The sequence below is a fragment of the Salinibacterium hongtaonis genome, from assembly GCF_003065485.1.
Classification (GTDB): domain Bacteria; phylum Actinomycetota; class Actinomycetes; order Actinomycetales; family Microbacteriaceae; genus Homoserinimonas; species Homoserinimonas hongtaonis.
The window spans coordinates 1,957,212-1,972,332 of record NZ_CP026951.1 but is presented as its reverse complement, the minus strand read 5'-3'; the positions used below and the strand labels follow the sequence as shown (position 1 = coordinate 1,972,332).

Sequence of the window (15,121 nt, the reverse complement as noted above, 5' to 3'; positions counted from 1 at the left end):
ATGGTCGTCGATGCATTCAGCAGTTTTTCCCGGCGCCATATCGGCACCGATACGGATGCTCACAAGGCCATGCTGGCGGCAATCAGCGCCGAGAGCGGGGCATCCTATTCGAGTGTCGAGTCGCTCGTTGATGCTGCAGTCCCCGCGTCGATCCACTCGGTCGCGGTCGAGCGCTCAACGATTCCGCCAGCGGCCACGGAGCGCCAGGCGCTCGCCGAACTGAAGGCGATCGCCGGGTACAACCGGGTGCGTCGCTCGATGATCGGCCTCGGCTACTACGACACGATCACGCCCGCCGTGATCAAGCGCAATGTGCTCGAGAACCCCAGTTGGTACACGGCGTATACGCCGTACCAGCCCGAGATCTCGCAGGGTCGGCTCGAGGCGCTCATCAACTTCCAGACGATGGTCACTGATCTCACGGGGCTCGACACGGCGAATGCGTCCATGCTCGATGAGAGCACGGCTGTTGTCGAGGCCATGCTTCTTGCCCGCCGTGCGTCAAAGACGTCAACGAACGTTTTTGTTGTCGACTCTGATGCGCTGCCGCAGACGAAGGCGCTTCTCGCGAACCGTGCCGAGGCCGTCGGCATTGAACTCGTTGAATTACCTCTCGCAGAGGGGGCGCTGCCCGAGACAGCGTTCTTTGGCATCTTCATCCAGTATCCAGGCTCCTCTGGGCGCGTTTGGAACCCAGCAGCCGCCGTCGTCGCCGCCCACGAGCACGGTGCTATCGCCGTCGTCGCGGCCGACCTTCTTGCCCTCACCCTCATCGCGAGCCCTGGCGACTTCGGTGCCGATGTCGCGGTCGGCACGAGCCAGCGGTTTGGTGTTCCCATGGGGTTCGGCGGCCCGCACGCGGGATACATGGCCGTGCGCAAGGGGCTTGAGCGCCAGTTGCCCGGTCGTCTCGTTGGGGTTTCGAGGGACGCGGATGGACATCCCGCCTACCGCCTCACGCTCCAGGCACGCGAGCAGCACATCCGCAGGGAGAAGGCCACGAGCAATATCTGCACCGCGCAGGTTTTGCTCGCCGTCATGGCCTCGATGTACGCGGTTTATCACGGCCCGCAGGGGCTCAAAAACATCGCTCACCACGTCAATCGCACGGCCAGCCTCATGGCCGATGCCCTCACCGCCGCCGGTGTAGCTCCGCGGCACGGATCGTTTTTCGACACCCTGCAGGTGGGGGTCGCCGGCCGGGCGGATGCCGTGGTTGCCGACGCCGCGGAGCGCGGCATCCTCCTGTGGAAGGTCGACTCCGACACTGTGCAGTTCTCGGTGGATGAGACGACGACGCCCGAGGAGGCCGTCGCGGTTGTGCGCGCAATTCTCGGCGAGAGCGCCCCGAGCCAGCTCGGGTTCAAGCCACTGAGCCGCAGCATCGGCCAAGAGTCGGCCCGCACGTCGCAGTACCTCACGCATCCGGTCTTCAGCACGCACCGCTCGGAGACGAGCATGATGCGCTACCTCAAGTACCTCGCCGACAAGGATTACGCGCTCGACCGCGGCATGATCCCGCTCGGCTCGTGCACGATGAAGCTCAATGCGGCCACTGAGATGGAATCCATCACGTGGCCTGAGTTTGCGGGGCTTCACCCGTTCGCGCCCCTTGACGACGTGCAGGGCTACATGGTCTTGATCAGCCACCTCGAGAGCTGGCTCGCCGAGGTCACGGGCTACGACACCGTCTCGCTGCAGCCGAACGCGGGCAGCCAGGGTGAGCTCGCCGGTCTGCTCGCCATCCGCGGCTACCACCGTGCCAACGGCGACTTGAATCGCACGCTGTGCCTCATCCCGTCGAGCGCCCACGGCACCAACGCCGCCAGCGCCGTGCTCGCGGGCATGAGCGTTGTTGTTGTCGCGTGCGACGAGCTCGGCAACGTCGACCTTGCCGACCTCCACGCCAAGATCGACGCGCACCGCGACGAGCTTGCGGCCCTCATGGTCACCTACCCGTCAACTCACGGTGTCTACGAGCACGAGATCCGGGCGATTACGGATGCTGTGCACGAGGCCGGCGGTCAGGTTTACGTCGACGGAGCCAACCTCAACGCCCTGCTCGGTTATGCGCGCTTTGGCGACTTCGGCGGAGACGTGAGCCACCTCAACCTGCACAAGACGTTCTGCATTCCGCACGGCGGCGGCGGCCCCGGCGTCGGACCCGTCGCGGCGAAGGCGCACCTAGCGCCGTTCCTGCCGGGGCATCCGCTCGCCCAGTCGGCGCAGCATCCCGCGTTCGACCTGCGCACCGACTCGGTCGGCGAGTTCGTGCACGCCGGTGGGCCAGTCAGTGCCGCCCCCTACGGCAGCCCGAGCATCCTGCCCATCAGCTGGGCCTACGTGCGCATGATGGGCTCGGATGGCCTCAAGCAGGCCACGGGCGCCGCGGTCCTCGCCGCTAACTATGTCGCTGCCCGCCTGCGAGAGCATTTCCCGGTGCTCTACTCAGGCGACAACGGCCTGGTCGCTCACGAGTGCATCCTCGACGTTCGCCCGCTGACGGCCGCCACGGGTGTCAGTGTCGACGACGTCGCCAAGCGCCTCATCGACTACGGCTTCCACGCCCCGACGATGAGCTTCCCCGTGCCGGGGACCCTCATGGTCGAGCCCACCGAGAGCGAGGACCTCGCCGAGATCGACCGCTTCATCGACGCGATGATCGCGATAAAGGCGGAGGCGGATGCTGTGGGTCGCGGTGTTTGGCCGGCCGACGACAACCCCCTGCATGGTGCGCCGCACACTGCGGAGTCTGCGCTCGTGGGGGAGTGGAATCATCCGTACTCCCGCGAGGTTGCGGTCTACCCTGCTGCCGCGTCGGTGGCCGGTTCCGATCGAGTGCGGGTGATCCACGGCAAATATTGGCCGCCCGTTCGCCGCATCGACAACGCCTACGGCGACCGCAATCTGTTCTGCGCCTGCCCGCCGCCGGAGGCTTTCGAGTAAAGCGGCCTGTCGCCGCCCCCTAAACCGGGGCGAACAACCCCGGCAGCGCCGCGGCGGCCCAGGGATAGCCCACGAAGACGGCTGCGTCGATGAGGGCGTGCGCAACGACGAGCGGCATCAGCCGCCCGAACCTCGTGTAAAGCCAGCCAAAGAGCACGCCCATCGCGATGTTGCCGATGAACGAGCCGAAGCCTTGGTACAGGTGGTAGGTGCCGCGAAACAGCGCAGCGCTCAGGATGATGGCCCACGGCCCCCAGCGCAAGTCCCGCAGGCGGGCAAATAGATATCCGACAACAATGAACTCTTCGACCACGCTGGAGCGCACTGCGGCGAGCAGCAGAACCGGCACGGTCCACCAGTGTTCGGCCAGGTCTGTCGGCACAACGGTCACCGTTATCCCGAGCGCCTTTCCCCCCAGATAGAGCCCCAGCCCTGGGATGCCGATGACGAGGGCGAGCACGATTCCCCAGGCACCGTCTCTGCCAGCCCTCGTGCCGTCAATGCCGAGGCGCTCCAGATGGGGTTTCGAGGCTGACCACATGAGGTAAACCACGAGCGCCACGGGCATGAGGTCCACGAGAATCGCCATGAGTTGGTAGATGAGGTCGAACACCGGCCGGGGGCTCAGCGAGGAGTTGATGGTCGCGGTCTGGTCGGAGAGTGGCTGCTCGCGGGTCAGTCGATTGGCGATGGCGATGATCGAATAGACGGCGGATGCTCCGAGCGAGAGCCCGAGCACGATCGCGATTTCTGCACCGATGCGGCGGCGGGTCAGTGGCACAGAGGTGAAATTGGCGGGTATCGACAATGGGGCTCTTTTCACTCTCGGCAGGGTCACGGGCCCGCAAGCGCTGGATCTTCGCTTAACACGCTCCTGCAAACGCTGTTACTGCTCATTTGCGCGTAGACACGCAATATTCTTGCGTTTGACGCGGTTTTTCGCTGCAATGATTGCAAGCAGGTAAATTTTCGGCATCGTTGTTGGGAGTTGCTGCTCACCCCGCTTAGGGTGACAAACTACTGCATCGCTTTGAAGACCGTCATGTCTTCGGCGGTGAGTTCTGCCTCGTGATGGTTTCAGTGCCGCACGAGGTTCCATTTTGCACAGGAGGAAAATTGGCAATCACAGGACAACGCTTCAGGAGGGTGGCCACGCTTGCGGCCATCGCCGGAGCCTCAGCCATGGTGCTGGCTGCATGCACAACATCTGGTGAGCAGGAAGGCGACGCGGGCGACACCATCTCGATCGCCGTCACCAACGCCTTCACGTCGTTCAACGGCGACACCCCCCAGGCGAACCTCGACACCAACGGAATGGTTGGCTACCTCACGGGTGTTTCGGGCGGACTCGGACTGGGCGGCTTCATGCGCCTCGACACCGACTTCTCGCTCATCAAGGACGAGAGCTTCGGAACCTACGAGCGCGTCTCCGAAGACCCGCTGACCGTCAAGTACACGCTCAACGACGGCCTCAAGTGGTCCGACGGCGAGCCGATCACGGCCGACGACATGCTCTTCTCGTGGGCGCAGAGCTCTGGCTACTACGACGACGCCACGCTCGACCCGGAGACCGGCGAAGCCATCTCCGGCACGCAGTACTTCTCGCTCGCGGGCAGCACGGCTGGCCTCGACACCACCTCGTTCCCCGAGATCGGTGACGACAACCTGTCGCTCACGATCGAGTACGCGTCCCCATACGTTGACTGGGAGCTGGTCAACCTGATCGGCAAGCCTGCTCACGTTATCGCCGAGAAGGCTGGCGTTTCGCTCGAGGACTTCGTTGCTCTTCTCAAGGAGCTCCCGCAGGGCGACCCCGCGGCTCCGGTTGAGGCGAACCCCACGCTCAAGGCCGCTGCTGACTTCTGGAACACGGGCTACGACGTCACGTCGTTCCCCGAGGACGAGTCGCTTCTCGTTGGCTCTGGTCCCTTCACGGTGACCGCGTTCACGGCTGAGTCTGACATCACGCTCACCAAGAACCCCGAGTACAAGGGCGACCTTGCACCGGAGTACGAGACGCTCATCATCCGCTTCATCGGTGACTCGAACGCACAGGTTACGGCTCTTCAGAACGGTGAGGTCAACGCGATCTACCCGCAGCCGTCCGCCGACACGCTCGACGCGCTCGAGGCAGCCAACGCTGTGACCTACGAGGGCAGCCAGCTCGCGTACGACCACCTCGACCTCAAGCAGTCCTCCGCGGTCTTCGCTGACCCGAAGGTGCGCGAGGCATTCCTCAAGACGGTTCCGCGTCAGCAGATCCTCGACTCGATCATCACGCCGGTCAACCCTTCGGCTGAGGTTCTCAACTCGCAGATCTTCGTGCCCGCTAACCCCGAGTACGCCGACGCTGTCAAGGCGAGCGGATACGACGAGTTCAACGAGCCCGACATCGAGGGTGCCAAGGCGCTCCTCGCCGGTGCAACGCCGACCGTTCGCATCCTCTACAACACCAACAACCCGAACCGCGTCGACTCGTTCAACGCGATTCGTCAGTCGGCAGAGTCTGCAGGCTTCATCATCGTTGACGCTGGATCGCCCGACTGGTCGAGCCTGCTGAGCGGTGGCGAGTACGACGCTTCCATCTTCGGTTGGGTCTCCCCGGGTGCGGGCAACGCCGCGCTTCCGCAGATCTTCAAGACCCGCGGTGGCGGAAACTACAACGACTACTCGAACCCGGATGTCGACATCCTGGTCGACGAGTCGCAGGTGTCGCTCGATGCAGACGAACTGGCTGACATCAAGATCCAGATCGACGCGTTCACGAAGAAGGACGGCTACGGCCTGCCCCTCTTCCAGACTCCTGGTCTATTCGCCGACAACGGCACCATCAAGGGCCTTGAGTACTTCGGTGGCCAGACGGGCATCGTCTGGAACGCCCAGGACTGGACCCTTGCTGGCTAGCTAGCAGTTCACTCAGTTCCACTGAGAGTGGGGTGCCGGAGACACAGTCTCCGGCACCCTGTTCTTGGGTCACGGCATGTTCTGCGGTCACGGCCAACCCAGGGGTTGGCTCGGGAGCCGTGCAACGTGTGACTAAGCTATTCAGGTTCGGGCTCGTTCGGTTGGCAGCGGCTAGACCGTCGAACATCCAGTAACCAGCACTATGAGATGGGCACAACTTTGGTTGGCTTTATTCTGAGAAGGATCGCGGTTTCGATCCTCGTTCTCGTCGCGGCGTCTTTCATCATGTACGTTCTCGCGGCCAACGCGGGAGACCCCCTGCAAGACCTTCGAGGGTCGAGCTCTCCCAACAAGGATCAGCTGATCGCAGCGCGAACCGCTGCCCTCGATCTCGATGTTCCTCCGCCGCTGCGGTGGTTCCTGTGGCTCGGTGGGGCACTGCAGTGTCTCGTGCCCTTTGGTGGGTGCGACCTCGGGCTCACCCTGTCGAACGCCCCGGTCACGACGATCCTTCCCGCCGCCATGCTGGCGACCATTCAACTCGTCAGTGTCTCGTTCGTCCTCGCGATCATCCTGGGCGTCGTCGTAGGTATCGCGACGGCTCTCCGCCAGTACAGCGGGTTCGACCTCAGCGTCACGTTCATCAGCTTCTTTCTCTACTCGCTACCCTCGTTCCTCGTGGCGGTGCTCCTCAAGGAGTTCATTGCGATCGGGTTCAACAACTTCCTCCAGGGAGGTTCGGGCATTCCGGTGCCCATGATCCTGATCATTTCCCTCGTGGCCGGCCTCGTCTGGCAGGTCCTCGTCGGAGGCGATCTACGCCGCAGACTCGTCACCTTCGCGGTCTCGGCCGTGGCCACGGGCGCCGTGCTCGCCTACGTTTCGTTCACCGGATGGTTCCAAGACCCCGGGCTCGGTTTGGTCGGGGTTCTCGTCCTCACGGCCGGCATTGTCTACTGCACGGTTGCCGTCGCAGCGGGTTTCGCCAACAAACGGGCTCTTCTCGGCGGCGTTATCGCTGGTGCGATCGCTATCGTTTCTTACTTCGCCTTCCAGGGACTCTTCGATGTCTCTAGCGGCGGCACGATTGCGCTTCTCGCGGTAGCGACCGTGATTGTGGGAGTCATCATTGGCTACGCGGTTGGCGGCAACGACCGGGGCCAAAACATCAAGGTCTCTGTCATCGTCTCGGTGCTTTCCGCCGGTGTCGTTCTGCTCGACCGCTACATGCAGTCGTGGAATGCCTACATTTCGTCGCCGCGCATCAATGGCCGACCCATCGCCACCGTCGGTGCTTCGACTCCAGGGTTCCAAGGCGATTTCTGGTTGCAGGGCATCGACACGTTCACCCATCTGTTGCTTCCGACGATCTCGCTGTTGCTGATTTCGTTCGCCAGTTACACGCGGTATGCACGTGCAGGCCTGCTCGAGGTTCTCGGCCAGGATTACATCCGCACAGCGAGAGCCAAGGGGCTGCCAGAGCGCACGGTTATCGTTCGCCATGCCTTCCGCAACATGCTCATTCCCATCGCTACCCTCGTGGCAACGGATGTCGGTGCTTTGTTGGGTGGCGCGATCATCACCGAGCGAGTCTTCGCCATCAGTGGAATGGGCGCCCTCTTCAACGCGTCGCTGCAGAGAATCGACCTGAACCCCATCATGGGTTACTTCATCGTGATCGCCATTACCGCTGTTCTGTTCAACTTCTTGGCCGACCTTGCCTATGCGGCGCTCGACCCGAGAGTGCGGGTGCGCGCATGATGCGATCGCAGCCAGCACCAATGTCAACTCCGGCCGAAAGGAGTGCCCGATGAGCCTGTTAACAGAGCCAGCAGCACCGATCGAACCTCAGCCGTCCAAGCCAGACGACACCAAGGGTCTGAGCCAGGGAAAGCTCATCTCCCGACGCTTCGTGAGCAATCGCCTCGCTGTAGTCTCGATCGTCATCTTCGTGCTCGTCGCGGTGCTGTCGATCTCGGCAATCGGGCTCGGGCCAATCCCCGGCTGGTGGAAGCACAACTTCACGTCACTCAACGCGCAGCTCAACGGCGGAGCTCCCACGCTTTCTCTCGTGCCCAAGTGGCTCGGCGGCGAGGGAATCTCGCTCGGTGAGCATCCGTTCGGTCAGAGCCGCATCGGGGTCGACTACTTCGCCATGACGATGCGCGGCATCCAGAACTCGATCATCGTGATGTTCGTGATCGGTGGCATTGGAACCGTGCTCGGCACCGTCGTTGGCGCCGTCGCCGGGTACTACCGCGGGTGGGTCGACTCCGTGCTCATGCGCGTTACCGACGTCTTCATCGTGATTCCGGCTCTCGTCATCGGCGCAATCGTCGGTCGCGCAACGGGTGGCCTCGGCGTGTGGCTACTCGCGTTCTTCCTCGCACTGGTGTCGTGGATGACTATCGCCCGTCTCGTGCGGGCCGAGTTCCTGAGCCTGCGCGAGCGCGAGTTTGTAGAAGCAGCGCGGGTGGCGGGTGCGAGTGACTTCCGCATCATCTTCAAGCACATCCTGCCGAACGCCATCGGAGTCGTCATTGTCTCCGCCACGCTTCTGGCCGCCGCCGCCATCCTGCTCGAGACGGCCCTCAGCTTTCTCGGATACGGCATCCGTCAGCCGGATGTCTCGCTGGGCCTTTTGATCTCAGAGAACCAGTCAGCGTTCCAGACGCGGCCGTGGCTCTACTGGTGGCCGGCAGTCTTCATCGTGCTACTTGCGCTGCTCGTCAACTTTGTGGGCGACGGCCTCCGGGACGCGTTCGACCCTCGTCAGAAGCGCGTCTCTCTGCGGCGCATGAAGGAAACCCCGTGACGAGCGTGATGTCACTGCAGGCCGACGAGCAACGCCGAGGCGCCGACAAGCAGCGCCGCCACGGCAAGCGTTGCAACCGCAACGGCGTCGAGTCTGGTGCGAACGGGATAGTTCTCGGCCTCGCCGGCGACGATCTTGCCGGAGTCGCGAAGCGATTCCCATCGCTCGCGAATGAGTGCTGCGGCCTTGCCGGAGTCGGTCGTGAGCAGCTCGCCCACCGAGACGGTCTCGCCATTGCGGTGCCCGTGCGGCGCTGTTCCTCGCCGAGCGACTGCGCCACCCATGCGGCCGGGAGCGGGCGCCGCCGAGACCGCAATCGCGCGCCCGGGAACGTGCACGCGCAGCGAGTAGGTAACGTCCAGATGAATGAGGGCGGGCCACGGAATCTCGACGCTGTGCGAGACGTTCGCCACGGTGACGCCATCGGCGTCGACGCGCACGTGCGGGCGCCAGAGCACAACCCATACGACGGCCGCAGCAGCACCAAGTGTGGGCAGAAGCCACAGACTGTTGCCAGCGCTCGAGCCCGTTGCGACGATTCCCACGGAGACCGCTGCGGCCACGGCCCAGAGCACAATCGAGAGCGTTCTGTTGAAAGTCGAGCGGAACACTCGTGCTGTGCTGTCGGTAGTCATACCCCTATGTTTCCAGTCTCCGGCCGTGAGTCGTGCATGAGAGCTCTGGTTGTTGTTAACGAAAGGTTGTCATGGTGATGGATCAGCGCCCCGAGCGGTCGGATGTTCCGGCTCTGCGTGTCACCGATCTCAGCGTCGACTTCGCGGTCGATGGTGTGTGGGTTCCCGCAGCTAAGAAGCTGAACTACGAGATCGGCCGAGGCCAGGTCATCGCTGTCGTCGGCGAATCTGGTTCGGGAAAGAGCGCAAGCTCGATGGCGATCCTCGATCTGCTGCCCAAGAACAGCCGGGTCAGGGGCAGCATCTCGGTCAACGGTCGTGAGCTCACGACGCTCTCCACCAAGCAGATGCGAGCGGTGCGAGGCGACGATGTCGCGGCGATCTTCCAGGAGCCGATGACCGCTCTCAACCCCGTCTACACGGTGGGCTTCCAGCTTGTCGAGGCCGTTCGCGCCCACCGCAACGTCACGCCGAGCGACGCCGCTGCGAGGGCGCGCGAGCTTCTTGGCCTTGTCGGTCTGCCGGACCCAGAGAAGGCGTTTAAGTCGTATCCCCACCAGCTCTCGGGCGGCCAGCGCCAGCGCGCCATGATTGCTCAGGCGCTGAGCTGCGACCCGACTCTGCTCATCGCAGACGAGCCGACAACCGCGCTCGACGTCACGGTGCAGGCCGAAATCCTCGATCTGCTGCGCAACCTTCGCGACACGTTCGACGCCGCCATTCTGCTCATCACCCACGACATGGGCGTCGTTGCCGACCTTGCCGACTGGATCGTCGTGATGAAGGATGGCGAAATCGTTGAACAGGGCGATGTCAACGCCATCTTCAACACGCCGCAGCATCCTTATACTCAGGCGCTTCTGGCCGCTGTGCCCCGCCTCGGCGAGGCGGTAGCCGGCCACGAGGCGATCAACGTGATCGAGACCGAGGCAGACATCGCGGAGGGCTCGATCGACGAGATCGATGTGCCGGCAGCGCCCGTAATCACCGCGCCGACCGTGCTGAGCCTCAAGAATGTGGGAATCGTCTACGGCAAGCAGGGCCGCGTTGGCGCTTTCCGCGCGGTCGACGATGTGACCCTGCAGATCGCCGAGGGCGAGATTCTGGGCCTCGTCGGCGAGTCCGGTTCTGGCAAGTCCACTATCGGCCGCGCCGCAATCGGATTGCAGCCCATCGCCGATGGGTCGCTCGTTGTCGTCGACACCGACATCAGCAAGGCCGACCGCAAGGTCATTAAGACGCTCCGCCGCAAGGTGGGCATCGTGTTTCAAGATCCTTCGTCGTCGCTCAACCCGCGACTGCCGATTGGCGAGTCGATCGGCGAGCCCCTGCTGCTTGCGGGGGAGGCCAAGGGTGCCGCTCTCGACCGGCGCGTCGAGGCGCTTCTCGACGATGTGAACCTGCCGCGGTCCTACCGCAACCGGTTCCCCCACGAGCTCTCCGGTGGTCAGAAGCAGCGCGTTGGCATCGCCCGTGCGCTTGCGCTCAAGCCGCGCCTGCTGGTGGCCGACGAGCCCACATCCGCGCTCGATGTTTCGGTTCAGGCCACGGTGCTTGAGCTGCTGCGCCAACTGCAGCGCGAATACGGCTTTGCCTGCCTCTTCATCAGCCACGACCTTGCGGTCGTCGATGGCATGGCCGACCGCATCGCGGTGCTGCACCGCGGCAAGCTCGTAGAGCAGGGCACGCGCGATCAGATTCTGCGCGCGCCCAAGGAGGCCTACACGCAGCGCCTTATCCAGGCCGTCCCGATTCCCGACCCGGTCGAGCAGCGCGTGCGCCGCGAGATCCGTCACGGCCAGCGCTAGCCGCTTAACGGTCACAGCTCTGCTCTAGCGCGTCGCCGAGCATTGTTGGTTGACGTCCATGGGGAGAAGGAAATCATCCTGAAGAAGCGGGCTGCTGTCGCGGCGGTTGTCATCGCTGCGGTGGCGCTGGCCGGGTGCACCCCCGGCTCTCGGGTCGCCGAGGGCAGCACCGTCACGGTGGCCGTTGCCGAAGCTTTCACCTCCTTCAACGCGGCGACCGGTTTCGGCAGCGCGGTCGGCACCAATGCGAGTGTCGTGGCTGCCACGAACTCGTCGTTTGTGTCGTGGGATGAGAACGGCGACCCCGTGCCCGACGAGTCGTTCGGCACCATCGTTAAGGTTTCGGATGATCCGCTCAGGGTGCGGTACACGATCGCCGATGGGGTGCGGTGGAGCGATGGCGTCGAAGTCGATGCTGCCGACCTTTTGCTCTCGTGGGCTGCCAACTCTCGGGCGCTCAACACGGCCGGGTTTGATGCCGAGGCCCACCTCGACGTGCAGACCGGGATGTTCGACGACACGATTCCCGACGATGTCGTGTTCTTCGACGGCTTTACCTCCAATGGGCTCGACCGGGTCACCGAGGTCCCTGAGGTGTCAGACGATGGTCGCTCTCTAACCCTGACCTTCGATGAGTTCGTCGCCGACTGGCAGCTGGTGTTCTCTGTGGGCCTGCCCGCCCACGTTGTCGCAGACGTGGCAGGGCAGGGGAGTGAGGCTGGCGCTGCGGGCGGCGCGGATGCGGGGAGCCTCAAGCAGAGCGTTGCCCAGGCCATAGCAACGAGAGATGCGACGGCGCTGGCACCGCTCTCCCGGGCGTGGACCTCGGGCTTCACGGTTGCAGCAGACTCCGACCCGGCCCGCTTTGTCGGTTCTGGCCCGTATTCGATCGCGGCTATCGGCGACGACGGTCTCACCCTCGCGGTCAACCGTGAGTACCAGGGCGATCACCTTCCTCAGTTCGAGACGATCGAGGTTCGCTACATTTCCGATCCGTTGCAGGCCGTGGCTTCGGCCTCGGCGGGGGAGCTCGATGTGCTCGCCCCCCAGTCGTCTCCCGACGTGGTCGCCGCGATCGACGCGTCGGGGCTCGCCTCGTCCCGAGTCACGACCGGAACGGGGGAGGTGCTGCAGCTCAGGCTTGAGCGCAGCGCCAACGGAGCGGTGGAACACCCGCTCGTTCGGCAAGCTTTTCTGGCATCCGTTCCCAAAGATCGCCTCATCCAGGATGCAGACGACGCCGGCAACGCTGTTGTCTCGCGGGATTCGTTCACGCTCTTTCCCGGGCAAACCGGGTATGACGATGCGGTCGAGGCGACAGCCGCCAGCCGCAAACACCTCACCTCCCGAGCTCCTGCTGAGCTGATTGCCGCAGCGGCCGCCGAGAACCCAGCCCTCGGCGCGCCAACGATCTGTGTGCTCTTCGACCCCGCCAACCCGCGCAGACTCGCGCAGTTCATGGCGATTCGGGATGCTGCAGCGCCGGCGGGAATCGCCGTCACCGATTGCTCCAGCCCCGATTGGCGCAATCTGCTGGCGACGCCCGACTCGTGGGATGCCGCGCTCTTCGGCCTGCGCTCGACGTCTACGTCGGTGCAGTCGGCGACGCAGGCTCTGTGCACAGGCGCGCCCCTCAACTACGGGCGGTATTCTTCTGAAGCCGTCGACGGCATCCTGCAGCGGTTTGAGCTGACGGATGATGCGGCCGACCGCGCGGGCATGCTCGCCGACGTCGACGAACACCTGTGGCGAGATGCCGTGGGTCTTCCGCTGTTTCAACTCACGTCGATTGTGGTCACCTCCGACCGGATTGACGGAGTCTCTGTGGCCCCCTACGCGCCCACGGTTCTCTGGAATCCGTGGGAATGGATGCCGCGTTCGAGCGTTTAACAGGAATGGGTTTCTCTACGCGGTACACTTGACCGTGTAGGGCAGCGGTGACTGCGCCCGATCCCTTTTCCCATCATCAGTCTCGAGGACACTACTTCTATGGCAATTGCCACCCGCTCTGACCTGCGTAACGTCGCTATCGTCGCCCACGTCGACCACGGCAAGACGACGCTCGTCGACGCCATGCTGCGTCAGACGAACTCTTTCGCTGACCACGCACACCTCGAAGAACGTGCCATGGACTCGAACGAGCTCGAGCGCGAAAAGGGCATCACGATCCTCGCGAAGAACACCGCGATCTCGTACAAGGGCGTTCACGCCACCGACGGCCCCATCGTCATCAACGTCATCGACACCCCCGGCCACGCCGACTTCGGTGGTGAGGTCGAGCGCGGCCTCAGCATGGTCGACGGTGTCGTTCTGCTCGTTGACGCCAGTGAGGGCCCCCTGCCCCAGACCCGCTTCGTGCTCCGTAAGGCACTTGAAGCCAAGCTCCCCGTCATCCTTCTCGTCAACAAGACCGACCGTCCGGATGCTCGCATCGACGCCGTCGTGAGCGAAAGCCAGGATCTCCTTCTCGGTCTGGCGAGCGACATGGCCGACGAGCACCCCGACCTCGACCTCGACGCGATCCTCAACGTTCCTGTTGTCTACGCATCTGGTCGCAATGGCGCAGCGAGCTGGAACAAGCCAGAAGATGGCACCCTGCCCGACAACGACGACCTTGAGCCGCTGTTCGACGCGATCCTCAAGCACGTTCCCGCGCCCACGTACGACGACGAGCACCCGCTGCAGGCCTGGGTCACCAACCTCGACTCCTCGCCGTTCCTCGGCCGTCTCGCCCTGCTCCGTGTCTTCAACGGCACAATCAAAAAGGGCCAGACCGTTGCCTGGGTCAAGAAGGACGGCACCGTCTCGAACACCCGCGTCACGGAGCTGCTCATCACGAAGGCTCTCGACCGCTACCCGGCCGAGAGCGCTGGCCCCGGCGACATCGTCGCTGTTGCCGGTTTCGAAGACATCTTCATCGGCGAGACCCTCGCTGACCCCAACGACGTGCGCCCGCTGCCGACCATCACGGTTGACGACCCCGCGATCTCGATGACGATCGGCACGAACACGTCGCCGCTCATCGGCAAGGTCAAGGGCCACAAGCTCACCGCCCGCATGGTCAAGGACCGCCTCGACAAGGAGCTCGTCGGTAACGTCTCGCTCAAGCTCGTCGACGTCGGTCGCCCGGACGCGTGGGAGGTTCAGGGCCGTGGAGAGCTCGCGCTCGCCATCCTGGTCGAGCAGATGCGCCGCGAGGGCTTCGAGCTCACCGTCGGCAAGCCGCAGGTAGTCGTCAAGCAGATCGACGGCAAGGTCCACGAGCCCTTCGAGCACCTGACCATCGACACCCCCGAGGAGCACCTCGGTGCCATCACGCAGCTTCTTGCCTCGCGCAAGGGCCGCATGGAGGCCATGGCCAACCACGGCACCGGCTGGGTCCGCATGGAGTTCATCGTTCCTTCGCGTGGCCTCATCGGCTTCCGTTCGGAGTTCATGACCACGACCCGCGGCGAGGGCATCGCGAACGCGGTTGCTCATGGCTACGAGCCGTGGGCTGGCGAGATCACGACCCGCGTCAACGGCTCGATCGTTGCCGACCGTGCCGGTGTTGCCACCCCGTTCGCCATGGTTGCCTTGCAGGAGCGCATGACGTTCTTCGTCGAGCCGACGCAGGAGGTCTACGAAGGCATGGTTGTGGGCGAGAACTCGCGCGCCGACGACATGGACGTGAACATCACCAAGGAGAAGCAGCTGACCAACATGCGTCAGTCGACCTCGGACTCGTTCGAGCGCATGACCCCGTCGCGCAAGCTCACGCTCGAAGAGTGCCTAGAGTTCGCCCGCGAGGACGAGTGCGTTGAGGTAACTCCTGAGTTCGTGCGCATTCGCAAGGTCGAGCTCGACGCCAACGCGCGCGCTCGCAAGACCTCGCGTTTGAAGAAGCAGAATGCGTAAATAAACGCAGCGAAGCAGAATGCGTAAATAAACGCAGCTCCGCATCGCAGGGCGGTCCCATCATTGGTGGGGCCGCCCTTCGGCGTTTAACGAGGGCATGCGCGGCCCTTCGCTTC

9 protein-coding genes are annotated in these 15,121 nt (G+C 63.9%); 7 read left to right on the top strand and 2 right to left on the bottom strand.

All coding sequences use genetic code 11. The annotated features are described in order from the left end of the window. Entirely contained in the window at positions 1-2,946 is a 2,946-nt protein-coding gene (gcvP, locus tag C2138_RS09470) for an aminomethyl-transferring glycine dehydrogenase (protein ID WP_108517356.1), read from the top strand. 19 nt (positions 2,947-2,965) lie between these two features. Here the strand turns inward: gcvP and C2138_RS09465 are convergent, their stop codons facing one another. Next, a complete protein-coding gene (locus tag C2138_RS09465; RefSeq protein WP_108519018.1) occupies positions 2,966-3,721 on the bottom strand; it encodes a CPBP family intramembrane glutamic endopeptidase in 756 nt (251 codons plus the stop codon). Positions 3,722-4,062: 341 nt separating this feature from the next. On the opposite strand from C2138_RS09465, the gene C2138_RS09460 reads away from it, so the two are divergent. From C2138_RS09460 to C2138_RS09450, 3 genes are all read left to right on the top strand, one after another. After that, positions 4,063-5,850 (top strand): ABC transporter family substrate-binding protein, encoded by a 1,788-nt coding sequence (locus tag C2138_RS09460; RefSeq protein WP_233245468.1) that lies wholly within the window; start codon positions 4,063-4,065, stop codon positions 5,848-5,850. A 207-nt stretch (positions 5,851-6,057) separates the two neighbouring features. After that, on the top strand, positions 6,058-7,611 hold the full coding sequence (locus tag C2138_RS09455; RefSeq protein WP_241961094.1) for an ABC transporter permease: 1,554 nt from the start codon (positions 6,058-6,060) through the stop codon (positions 7,609-7,611). Between the two features lie 49 nt (positions 7,612-7,660). Continuing rightward, the gene (locus C2138_RS09450) at positions 7,661-8,665 is read left to right on the top strand and encodes an ABC transporter permease (protein WP_108517354.1); all 1,005 of its coding nucleotides are present in this window, start codon (positions 7,661-7,663) and stop codon (positions 8,663-8,665) included. An 11-nt stretch (positions 8,666-8,676) separates the two neighbouring features. On the opposite strand, the gene C2138_RS09445 is transcribed toward C2138_RS09450, so the two are convergent. Then, entirely contained in the window at positions 8,677-9,300 is a 624-nt protein-coding gene (locus C2138_RS09445) for a PH domain-containing protein (protein ID WP_108517353.1), read from the bottom strand. A gap of 71 nt (positions 9,301-9,371) precedes the next feature. Here C2138_RS09445 and C2138_RS09440 point away from each other — a divergent pair, with 71 nt between their 5' ends. The 3 genes from C2138_RS09440 to typA all read left to right on the top strand — a co-directional run bounded on the left by C2138_RS09440 (position 9,372) and on the right by typA (position 15,005). After that, the gene (locus tag C2138_RS09440) at positions 9,372-11,108 is read left to right on the top strand and encodes an ABC transporter ATP-binding protein (protein ID WP_108517351.1); all 1,737 of its coding nucleotides are present in this window, start codon (positions 9,372-9,374) and stop codon (positions 11,106-11,108) included. 45 nt (positions 11,109-11,153) lie between these two features. Then, on the top strand, positions 11,154-12,998 hold the full coding sequence (locus tag C2138_RS09435) for an ABC transporter substrate-binding protein (RefSeq protein ID WP_159078193.1): 1,845 nt from the start codon (positions 11,154-11,156) through the stop codon (positions 12,996-12,998). A gap of 99 nt (positions 12,999-13,097) precedes the next feature. Further along, complete coding sequence (gene typA, locus C2138_RS09430; protein WP_108517348.1) at positions 13,098-15,005, top strand: translational GTPase TypA; 1,908 nt, start codon at positions 13,098-13,100, stop codon at positions 15,003-15,005. The last annotated feature ends 116 nt before the right edge of the window (positions 15,006-15,121 follow it).

What these genes read in the sequence shown, in the direction of transcription:
- C2138_RS09440 (WP_108517351.1), top strand. Translation starts at nt 9,372, where the DNA reads ATGGTGATGGATCAGCGCCCCGAGCGGTCGGATGTTCCGGCTCTGCGT.
- C2138_RS09450 (WP_108517354.1), top strand. Translation starts at nt 7,661, where the DNA reads ATGAGCCTGTTAACAGAGCCAGCAGCACCGATCGAACCTCAGCCGTCC.
- gcvP (WP_108517356.1), top strand. Translation starts at nt 1, where the DNA reads ATGGTCGTCGATGCATTCAGCAGTTTTTCCCGGCGCCATATCGGCACC.
- C2138_RS09455 (WP_241961094.1), top strand. Translation starts at nt 6,058, where the DNA reads ATGGGCACAACTTTGGTTGGCTTTATTCTGAGAAGGATCGCGGTTTCG.
- typA (WP_108517348.1), top strand. Translation starts at nt 13,098, where the DNA reads ATGGCAATTGCCACCCGCTCTGACCTGCGTAACGTCGCTATCGTCGCC.
- C2138_RS09445 (WP_108517353.1), bottom strand. Translation starts at nt 9,300, where the DNA reads ATGACTACCGACAGCACAGCACGAGTGTTCCGCTCGACTTTCAACAGA.